The organism is Kitasatospora sp. NPDC059088 (assembly GCF_042738155.1).
Classification (GTDB): Bacteria; Actinomycetota; Actinomycetes; order Streptomycetales; family Streptomycetaceae; genus Kitasatospora.
Window position 1 is genome coordinate 13,783 of the sequence record NZ_JBHYGR010000018.1, and the last position, 10,409, is coordinate 24,191.

The 10,409-nt window shown below is 74.5% G+C and carries 6 protein-coding genes; 2 read left to right on the top strand and 4 right to left on the bottom strand.

Annotated features, from left to right (window positions below; genetic code table 11):
- Positions 1 to 153 precede the first annotated feature (153 nt).
- Both ACFWXO_RS10835 and malQ read right to left on the bottom strand, forming a co-directional pair.
- Positions 154 to 324, bottom strand: a complete 171-nt coding sequence (locus tag ACFWXO_RS10835; protein WP_380523226.1) for a hypothetical protein — start codon at positions 322 to 324, stop codon at positions 154 to 156.
- A 129-nt stretch (positions 325 to 453) separates the two neighbouring features.
- A complete protein-coding gene (gene malQ / locus ACFWXO_RS10840; protein ID WP_380523227.1) occupies positions 454 to 2,598 on the bottom strand; it encodes a 4-alpha-glucanotransferase in 2,145 nt (714 codons plus the stop codon).
- A 260-nt stretch (positions 2,599 to 2,858) separates the two neighbouring features.
- Here malQ and ACFWXO_RS10845 point away from each other — a divergent pair, with 260 nt between their 5' ends.
- Positions 2,859 to 6,803 carry a beta-N-acetylglucosaminidase domain-containing protein gene (locus tag ACFWXO_RS10845; protein ID WP_380523228.1) on the top strand — a complete coding sequence of 1,315 codons (3,945 nt, stop codon included), beginning with the start codon at positions 2,859 to 2,861 and terminating at the stop codon, positions 6,801 to 6,803.
- A gap of 95 nt (positions 6,804 to 6,898) precedes the next feature.
- Here ACFWXO_RS10845 and ACFWXO_RS10850 read toward each other — a convergent pair whose 3' ends face one another.
- A complete protein-coding gene (locus ACFWXO_RS10850) occupies positions 6,899 to 7,543 on the bottom strand; it encodes an HNH endonuclease (RefSeq protein ID WP_375888265.1) in 645 nt (214 codons plus the stop codon).
- Positions 7,544 to 8,082: 539 nt separating this feature from the next.
- On the opposite strand from ACFWXO_RS10850, the gene ACFWXO_RS10855 reads away from it, so the two are divergent.
- The gene (locus ACFWXO_RS10855; RefSeq protein ID WP_380407868.1) at positions 8,083 to 9,243 is read left to right on the top strand and encodes a mechanosensitive ion channel family protein; all 1,161 of its coding nucleotides are present in this window, start codon (positions 8,083 to 8,085) and stop codon (positions 9,241 to 9,243) included.
- A gap of 84 nt (positions 9,244 to 9,327) precedes the next feature.
- Here the strand turns inward: ACFWXO_RS10855 and ACFWXO_RS10860 are convergent, their stop codons facing one another.
- Positions 9,328 to 9,801 (bottom strand): NUDIX domain-containing protein, encoded by a 474-nt coding sequence (locus ACFWXO_RS10860; protein WP_380523229.1) that lies wholly within the window; start codon positions 9,799 to 9,801, stop codon positions 9,328 to 9,330.
- Between the last annotated feature and the right edge of the window lie 608 nt (positions 9,802 to 10,409).

Here is a 10,409-nt window from a genome sequence, read left to right on the forward strand (position 1 = left end):
CGCGTGGCTCCCGCGGGGCGGCGCGGCGCGGCTCCGCGGGTGCGCGCGCCCCGCGGGGGCGCCCCGCGCTCCCCCCCCCCCCCCCAGCGGGGGTTCCTGCGGGTCCTGGTGGACCTGTCGCGCGTCCTCGGCGGACGCGGAGGTTTCTCGCGGTTACTTCTTCTTCTTGCCGTAGGGCAGACCCGCGAGGGCCGCGATGACGACGAACGCGGCGAGCGGGATCAGCACGTACAGGCCGATGGTCTGGCCGACGCTCAGGCCGGCACCCGGGTCGTCGCCGTCGTCCCTGGTGAGGGCCATGGCGGGCGACGACAGCAGCATCATCAGCGTGACCGTTGCGGAGACCGCGCCGGCTCGCAAAGCGTTCCTCTTGTCCACGATTCCAACTTACCCGCCGCTTACGGGAGGGCGCGCGTCGGGGTGGTGCTGGGGGTTCCGCTTGCGGGATCCGGCCTACCGGGTCCGGGGGTCGGGGGGTGTGTCGCCGGCTGTGAGGAGCCGGCCGAGCAGGCGGGCGGTGGGGGCGGCGGCGAGGCGTTCCAGGGTGACCGGGGCGCCCGTGCCGTCGGCGATCGGCAGGCGCCAGTTCGGGTACTGGTCCCAGGTGCCCGGCAGGTTCTGCGGGCGCGGATCGCCGACCAGGTCCGGCAGCCAGACGCCCACCAGCTCGGCCGGGGTCCGGTCCAGGAAGCGGTACAGGGCGGGCATGGCGAGCGGCTCGTCGGGCGCGAGCAGGCCGAGGGCGGTCAGTTCGGCCCGCCAGGCCGCCAGTTCGTCGGCGGCCTCCTGCTGCTCCTCCGCGAGCGGGCGGGCCAGCAGGCCCAGGCGGTGGCGCAGCTCGACGTGCTCGCCGGAGAGGCGGGCGGCGGTGCTCGGCAGGTCGTGGGTGGTGAGGGTGGCCAGGCAGCCGGGGCGCCAGCGGTCGGGGGGCAGGATGCCGCCGTCGGACTGCCAGTCCCGTTCGAACCAGAGGACGGAGGTGCCGAGGATGCCCCGGTCCGCCAGCTCCTCCCGCACCCCCGGCTCGACCGTGCCCAGGTCCTCGCCGATCACGGCGGTACCGGCCCGGTGGGCCTCCAGGGCCAGCACGCCGAGCATCGCCTCGGCGTCGTAGCGGACGTAGGCGCCCTCGGTGGGGGGATGGCCCTCGGGCACCCACCAGAGGCGGAACAGGCCCATCACGTGGTCGATGCGGAGCGCTCCGGCGTGCCTCGCCGCTGCGCGTAGGAGTTCCGCGTACGGGGCGTAGCCGGCCTTCGCCAGGGCGTCCGGGCGCCAGGGCGGCAGGCCCCAGTCCTGGCCGTGGGCGTTGAAGGCGTCCGGCGGGGCGCCGGTCGAGATGCCGCCGGCCAGCACGTCCTGGAGCGCCCAGGCGTCGGCGCCGTCCGGGTGGACGCCGACGGCGAGGTCGTGGACCAGGCCGACCGGCATGCCCGCGTCCCGGGCGGCGCGCTGGGCGGCGGCGAGCTGCTGGTCGACCTGCCAGGCGAGCCAGCGGTGGAACTCGACCGCGTCCTGGAGTTCCTTGGCCGCCTGCTCGATCTGTGGGCCGTTCGGGTGACGCAGGCCCTTCGGCCAGTGGTGCCAGTCGGCGCCGTGCACCTCGGCGATCGCGTTCCAGAGCGCGTGGCGGCGCAGCCACTCCCCCTCGCGGCGCTGGTACGCCTCGTAACCGGCCTGGCGGCCGGGACCGCGCGGGACTTCGTGGAGGAGTTCCAGCGCCTCGCGCTTGAGCGCCCAGACGGCGTCCCGGTCGACCAGGCCGTCGTGGGTGAGGACCTCCTCGCGCAGCCGGGCCGCGCGGCGGGCGAGGTCGTCAGTGGCCGTCCGCTGGGCCGGCGTCAGGTGGCCGTACTCGGGGACGGCCTCGACCCGCAGGTGCACGGGGTCGGCGAAGCGGCGGGAGGAGGGGCGGTACGGGGAGGGGTCGGAGGGGGTGCCGGGGGTCGCGGGCAGGGCCTGGTGCAGCGGGTTGATCTGCACGAAGCCCGCGCCGAGGGCGGCACCCGCCCACCCGGCGAGTTCGGCGAGGTCCCCCAGGTCGCCCATGCCCCAGGAGCGGTCGGACAGCACGGAGTACAGCTGGGCGAGGAACCCCCAGCTGCGGCCGGGGAGTCGGGGCAGCTGCTGCGGGGCGACGACGAGCGGGGCCTGCTGCCGCTTCTCGCCGCTCGCCGCGGTGAGGGTGTGCCGGCCGAGCGGGAGGTCGGCGGGCAGCCAGTGCGAGTGGCCGCGCGGCAACTCCCAACTGCCGCCGCCCTCCAGCTCCACGTACAGCCGGACGTCGGCCGGTACGTCCAGCGCGGTGCGGCGGCCCTGCCGGACCACGATGCACGGCGGCAGCAACCGCTCCCGCTGCTCGGCCCGGTGGCGCTCCAGCGCCTCCCGCACCTCCTCCGGCGACCCGGCCGCCACCCCCAGCGCCCCCAGCACCGCCACCAGCGTCCGCGCCCCCACCGTCTGCCCCCCGGCCCCCGGGTACCGGGTGTCCACCCCGTACGCCCGTGCCAGCGCGACCAGTTCGGCGGGCGGCGGCGGCGCGTCCTGCGCCGGGACCTTCCGTCCTTCGGCTCCGTCACTGTCGTGGTAAGCGGCCACTCGCGGCTCCTGCGATGTCTCGGCAACGCCTGGTCAGGACTCCCAAGTCCTACCCGGGTAACCGCGCGGCGACGCTGTGCGACACGAGTGCGCCTGGTGGTTCGCCCGGTGGCTCAAGAGGCGGCCAGGGGGGTGACGGAGGGTCAGGCCAACGGGATATTCCGGTGCAAACTCGGCATAGCCGTCGGTGACGTTGACACCGGTTCGGGTAGCTGGTGGGGTTGCTCGCATTGTGGTCCAGGCCTGGCGAGGAGGCCCCTGTGCAAGCCCGTGTGTCCGTGGTGGCCGGGCGGCGGCTGCGTCAGCAGTTGGAGCAGAGTCCGGTGCTGCGCGAGGTGCTGGACCATCCGACGGCGCTGGCGGCCCGGCGGGCGACGGCGCGGACGTGCCGTCAGCTGGTGCCGCGGACCGCCGACCGGCTGATCGCCGACCTCAAGGGGACGGAACCGCTGCTGGCGTCGGTGCGGGCGGAGCGCGCGGCCGGGCGGCCGGGGCGGCGGACCCTGCAGATCGCGGCCGGGGTGGTGACCGCGGCGGTGGTCGGCGGGCTGCTGGCCGGGCCGATGCCCTCGGTGGCGTACGCGGCGGGCCCCGGGCCGGACGTGGTGAGCACCGCGCCCCAGACGCCGCTGGGCAGCGTGACGAACCCCCAGGTGTTCCCGCACCCGCAGGAGCAGACCGCGGCCGGACGGGCCGTCACCGTGCCGACCGCCGTGACGCTGGTGACCGCGCCCAAGGTGGACCGGGGCGCGGTGGACGCCGTCCGCGAGGTGCTGACCGTCGCCGGGGCCACCGTGCTGACCCCCCAGGCCGACGGCGGCACCCCCGCCGCCGGCTCGCTGGTGGTGTACATCGGCGGGCCCGCCGAGGGCGCCGAGGGCGAGGCCGACCGGACGCTGCGCCAGCTCGCGGCCGCGGCCGGCGGCAAGGACGGCGGCGCGCCGTCCACCGCGGGCATGCCGCCCGGCGGCTACGTGCTGTCCGCCGGCCAGCTGCCCGCCCAGGGCGGCGGCACGTACGGCGCGGTGGTGCTCGCGGGCGCCGACGCGACCGGCACCTTCTACGCCGCGCAGAGCCTGCGCCAGCTGCTCGCCGCCGTACCCGCAGGTCAGGGCCAGGGGCCGGGCGCGGCCGGGCTCGGCCTGCCCGGCATCACCCTGCGGGACTGGCCCAGCGGCGCGCCGGTGCGCGGCACCGCGGAGGCCTTCTACGGCACCCCGTGGACCGCCCAGCAGCGGCTCGACCAGGTGGACTTCCTGGGCCGCTCCAAGCAGAACTTCTACCTCTACGCCCCGGGCGACGACCCGTTCCGGCTCAGCCGCTGGCGCGACGCCTACCCCGCCAACCAGCAGTCCGAGCTGCGCGAACTCGGCGACCGGGCCCGGCAGAACCACGTCACCCTCGGCTACGCGATCGACCCCGGGCAGTCCCTCTGCTTCAGTTCCGGCAAGGACGTCGACGCCCTGGTCGCCAAGCTGGACGGGCTGCGCAAGCTCGGCTTCACCGCGTTCCAGCTGCAGTTCCTGGACGTCAGCTACGACGAGTGGCACTGCGACGACGACCAGGACGAGTACGGCCGCGGCCCGGCCGCCGCCGCCAAGGCGCAGGCCGCGCTGGTCAAGAAGGTCCAGGACCGGCTGGTCGCCAGGAACCCGGGGCTGGCGCCGCTGTCGATCGTCCCCACCGAGTACCACAAGCAGGGCTCCACGCCCTACCGCAAGGCCCTGGCCGACGCGCTGCCCGGCGGCGTGCAGGTCGCCTGGAGCGGCGGCGGGGCGATCCCGGAGAAGATCACCGGCGCCCAGGCCTCCGACACCGGCAGCCTGTACGGGCACCCGCTGGTCACCATGGACAACTACCCGGTCAACGACGCCAGCCCGGACCGGCTCTTCCTCGGCGCCTACACCGGCCGCGAACCCGAGGTGGCGACCCGCTCCGCGGTGCTGCTGACCGGCGCCATGCAGCAGCCGGTGGCCTCCCGGATAGCCCTCGCCACGGCCGGCGACTTCGCCTGGAACCCGACCGGCTACAAGCCCGAGGACTCCTGGCAGGCGGCCGTGCGCTCGCTGGCCGGGCCGACCGGCGCCAACGCCACCCCCGCCGGCTCGGCCCTGGCCGCCGTCCAGGCGCTGGCCGGCAACAGCACCTCCTCCCCGCTGGCCAAGCAGGAGTCCGGCTACCTCCAGCCGCTGCTCGACCAGTTCTGGGCCAACGCCGAACCCACCTCCGGCGCCACCCCGGACCTCGCCAAGCTGATAGCGGCCGCGGGCCCGCTGCGGGACGCCTTCACCGCCATGGCCGGCGCCCGGCAGACCCTGGCCGGCACCGACGCCACCGCCCAGCTGGCCGCCGAGGCCGGCCCCTGGCTCGGCCCGCTGCGCGACTACGGGCTGGCCGGGCAGGCCGCCCTCGACATGCTGCTGGCCCAGCACGGCGGCGACGGCGCGGCGGCCTGGAAGGCCCGGGTGCAGCTCAACCGGCTGCGCGCCCAGCTCGCCCAGGCCCCGGCGACCATCGGCGCGGGGGTGCTCGCGCCCTTCCTGGACCGGGCCGTGCGCGCCGCCGACAACTGGTCGGGCGTGGTCAGCGGCGGGGTCACCCCCACCACCAGCATGGGCACCGCGCAGGACCACCTGCCCGCGCTGATGACCGACGGCCAGGCCGACACCTTCTACTGGAGCTCCGCTCCCCCGCAGCCCGGCGACTCCGTCGGCGTCGACCTCGGCGCCGGGCGGCCGATCAGCGGCGTCACCGTGCTGATGGGCGGCTGGGGCAACGGCCCCGACGCCCGCACCGCCGTGGACGACTACATCCGCGACGGCGTGCTGGAGTACAGCACCGGCGCGGGCGGCTGGCAGCAGCTCGCCGTGGTGAAGAACCAGAAGACGGTCAGCGCCCAGCTGCCGCCCGGCACCGTGGTGCGGGCCGTACGGCTGCGGGCCACCGCCGCCCAGAAGACCGCCGTCGCGGTGCGCGAGTTCACCGTCACCGCCCCCGACGAGTCCCCGGCCAGCGTCACCGGCGGCCCCGCCGCGCTGCCCGGCTCCTCGGCCGCCGCCGTCCTGGACGGAAACCCGGACACCGCGTACCGCGCCGCCAAGGCGCCCACCGCGCAGGACGAGCCGCTCACCGTCGAGCTCGGCGCGGCCCGCCCGCTGGACCGGCTGACCGTGCTCACCGACCCCACCGTGCACGCCAGCGCCACCGTCGCGGTGCGCCGGGCCGACGGCGGCTGGACGGACATCGGCGTCATCCAGCCCGGCTACAACGAGCTGCCGGCCGGCGGGCAGGTCGCCGACGCGTTCCGGATCACCTGGAAGCCCGGCGGCGACCCGCCGGTGGTCAACCAGGTCATCCCCTGGTACGCGGACATCCCGGCGGCCCGGCTGAGCCTCGCCGACCCGGCCCTGGACGTGGTCACCGGCGCGGCCGCGCCCGCCAGGACCCAGGCCACCGTGGAGGCCGGCCGCCCCGAGGGCACCACCGGCGAACTGCGGGTCGAGGTGCCGGCCGCCGCCAAGGGGCTCACCGTCACCCCGGCCGGGCCGGTCACCGTGCCGCGCGGCGGCCGGGTGGGCGTGCCGCTGCTGGTCACCGCCGTACCGGGCACGCCCTCCGGGACGTACCAGGTGCCGGTGTCCTACGTGGCGGGCGGCACCACCGTGAAGCAGGTGCTGCAGGTCCACGTGGTGCCGCCGACCGGCGGGCCGGACCTGGCGCCCGGCTCCCAGGCCTCCTCCTCGGGCGACGAGACCCCGAACTTCCCGGCCGCGGCGGTCGCCGACGGCGACCCGAAGACCCGCTGGTCCTCGCCGGCCAAGGACGACGCCTGGGTGCAGCTGGCGCTGCCGCAGGCCGTCCACCTGGGCGCGGCGACGCTGCACTGGCAGTCCGCGTACGCCTCCTCGTACAAGATCCAGGTCTCCTCGGACGGCAGCAGCTGGACGGACGCCGCGACGGTCGACAACGGCAAGGGCGGGGACGAGACGGTGCGCTTCGACGCCTCGAACGTCCGGTACGTACGGATGCAGGGCGTGGCGCGGGCCACCAAGTTCGGCTACTCGCTGTACGGGATCGAGCTCTACGCCGTCACGGCGCCGGCCGCTCCGCCGCAGCCGCCGACCCCGCCGGTGGCCCCGGCGGGCCAGCCGGGGACGCAGCCCGGCACGCAGCCCGGCACGCCGGCGGTGCCGCCCAAGCAGTGAACGCGGCGGGCCGCCGGGCTCCCCTTCGCGGGGGGCGCGGCGGCCCATGAGGCGCGTACCGACGGTGTGACGGGCGGGCCCTTGTGGTGCTGGGGTCAGGCGGAGAGCGGTTCGGGCTGCTCGCCGCGGCGGACGGGGGCGGGGTGGGCGACGTGCGCCCGGCCGATCGGGACGGAGTGGTTCGGCTCCGTATGGTCGTGGTGCTCGTACTCGCCCCACTGCGGGGCGCGCAGTTGGTCGCCGCCGCCGTACGGCTCCAGGTAGGGCCGCCAGCGCGGGTCCTTGATCCCGGTGCCGATGATCCGCCAGGCGAGGCCGCTGGGCGGTGCGGGCGGGCGTTTCATCCGCCAGCCGAGCTCGGTCAGGTGGCGGTCGGCCTTGGTGTGGTTGCAGCGGCGGCAGGCCGCCACCACGTTGTCCCACCGGTGCTGGCCGCCCCGACTGCGCGGGATGACGTGGTCGACGCTGGTTGCGGCGGCCCCGCAGTAGACGCAGCGGCCGTGGTCCCGGGCGAACAGCGCCCGGCGGGTGAGCGGGACGGGCCCGCAGAACGGGACCCGCACGAAGCGGGTCAGGCGGACGACGGACGGCGCCGGAAGGGCGCTGGTGGCGCTGTGCAGAGTGACTCCCGAGTCCTCCAGGCTGACCGCCTTGTGGTTGAGGACCAGGATGAGTGCGCGGCGCATCGATACGACGCCGAGTGGCTCGTAGGACGCGTTGAGGACCAGGACATGCGGCACGGATGCCTCCTTGGACGCCTGCGGCGCGTGGCTCGCGCCGGGACGAGCGGTTGGATCGCGCAACGAGTGCGTGATCTCCCCCAGTGTCGCCTTACGCCTTCGTACGGCGCCACCACTCCTGTGTAACGGACCTGACGTGAACTCCGGGTGTGGTCTCCGTCATACCCCGTAGTACCCGGTATGCCCTGGGGAAGGTCCACTTGCACCCCCGCGCCGCCGGGCCCGGCGCGGCGGACCGCCGGGGAGGTGCGGCTCGGCCGGTCGGAGCAGCCCCGGGGGCCGTACGGCGGGCGGGGGCACGGCCGTTCGGGGGTGGTGGGACCGGTGGTGCGGGGGTGGTGGGGGGACGGTGCCGGGGCGGTGCGGGCCGCGCGGGCCGGGGAGCGCACCGGGGCGTTGACGGGGCGTCCGGGACGGGCCGCACGCCCACCGGTGTGTCCGGGCTGGTGTTCGGTGCCGGATAGGCTGGCCCGCACGGTCCGCGGGCCGCTCGTGCGGCGCGGGACCGGGTCACGCCCCCAGCAAGGAAGGTCCCGCACGTGTTCCGCTCCGGCGCCACCGGTCCGACCGACGCGTCCTCGACGCTCTCCACCCCGACGCCGGCCCCCTCCGCCACCACACCGCAACTGCCGGACCTGCGCATCCCCACCAGCGCGCAGGAGGTCACCGACACCACCAAGCAGGCGGCCAGCTGGTTCGACACCCACTGGCAGAGCTGGCTGGCCGGCGGCCTCCGGATCGTCCTCATCATCGTGCTGGCCCTGGTGCTGCGGGCCGTGGTGAACAAACTGGTCACCCAGCTGATAGCGCGGATGACGCGCAGCCACGACCAGCACCGGGAGGAGAGCCGGTTCGGCGGGCTGCTGGCCAACCACGGGGTGGTCAACCCGGAGCGGCGGCAGCAGCGCTCGGAGGCGATCGGCTCGGTGCTGCGCAGCCTGGCCTCCTTCACCATCCTGGGCACGGCCGCGCTGATGGTGCTCTCCGCGCTCGGGATGAACCTGGCGCCGCTGCTGGCGAGCGCCGGTGTGGCCGGTGTGGCGATCGGTTTCGGCGCCCGCAACCTCGTCACGGACTTCCTCTCCGGGGTCTTCATGATCATGGAGGACCAGTACGGCGTCGGCGACGAGATCGACACCGGGGTGGCCACCGGCACCGTGCTGGAGGTCGGCCTGCGGGTCACCAAGCTGCGCGGGGCCAACGGCGAGATCTGGTACATCCGCAACGGCGAGGTGAAGCGGATCGCCAACATGAGCCAGGGCTGGGCGACCGCCTCGGTGGACGTGCAGGTCGGGTACAAGGAGGACCTCCAGCGGGTCGAGGACCTCATCCAGGAGACCGCCGAGGCGCTGTCCAAGGAGGCGCCGTACGACGAACTGGTCTGGGCGCCGGTCTCGATCCTCGGCGTGGAGTCGGTGGCGGCCGACTCGGTGGTGGTCCGGATCGAGGCCCGCACGGCCCCGGGCAAGGCCCCCCTGATCTCCCGGGCGCTGCGCCAGCGCCTCAAGACGACCTTCGACCTGGCCGGTATCAAGGTCAAGGAGGAGGCCGCCGCCGTCGCCACCGGCGTCTCGATCACCGCGGCGGAGCCCTCCCCGCCCTCCGCCCTCTCCGACCCCACCTCCCCCCGCTACCGCGCCACCGAGCCCATCCCCCAGCCGAAGCCCCCGACGGACGACCCGACGCTCACCAAGCCGTAACGGTTCGGCGGTACACAGAGCCCCGCTCCCCACCACGATGGGGGCGGGGCTCTCCGCTTCCCCGCGGGGCGGGAGGTCACGGATCTACGGGCAGGGCACGCCGTGCTCCAGATAGACGGTCGCGGACCGCGCCCTCGCCGTGCACGCGGCATGGACGCGGCGGGCGAGGCGCGGGATGTGGACTTCGTCGAGCTGGTCGGTGGCGTGGAAGGCGTACTCGCCGATCTCCACCTGGTCGACGGTGATGCTGTCGAGCTCGTCGGCGGAGAGGACGCCACCGTCGAAGACGAAGAGGAGCTTGTCGCCCTCGGTGGAGTGGGGTGCCCAGTCGGCGACGAGCAGGCGACCGATCGGCGGGGTGATGCCGAGTTCTTCCTTGACCTCGCGGGCCGCGCCCTCGCTCGGGGTCTCACCGGCGTGCAGGTAACCGCCCGGGATCTCCCAGCCCGGCTTGTAGGTCGGCTTCACGAGGAGGACGCGGTCGTCCTCGTCGAAGAAGAGCACGCCGGCGGCGGTACGGGGCTGGGCCACGACCTCGGGGGCCTGGGAGTCGCTCATGACGACGACTGTAGCCACCCAACCGCATCACGCGACGATCTGGAAGCGCTGCGCGACGCCTGCCGGCAAGTAGCCGGGTTTGCCGCGCTGTTGGCGGCCCAGTTGGTCACCAGGTGCCGGGGAGGGTGAAGTGGTAGCGGACTTTGCTCGGGGGCCGTTCCTCAGCGCCCTGGCGGGTGGCGGGAAGGGGCTTGGGATCGACCGAGTACGTTCCCTACTTGGGGGCCGGCGGGAGGTTAGGGAGCGTGCGCGGAGCCTGATCGCGCGCGCGGAACCCGAAGCTGATGAGGGTGACGCTCTCTCCGGCACTGAGCGGCGTTCGGCCGTGAGTGGGCTTGATGCCCCCTTGGCTCGCCAAGGGGGCATCGTTGTCGACCAGTACTTCCACTGCACGCCTCTCCCTGGAGGAGGCCTGAGCCCTTCCAGTCCTTATTTCCCTCTCGATTTCCCAAGACCCCCTTCTGCTGATATCGGGTTTTTCTTGCGGTGGCCCCCCCCCCCCCCCGGGGCCCCCCCAAACAAAAAAAGAAAAACCCAAACAAAAAACCACATCCCCAACAAAGACCACCCCCCAAACAACAACATTAAAAATGTGTTGTGAAACGATG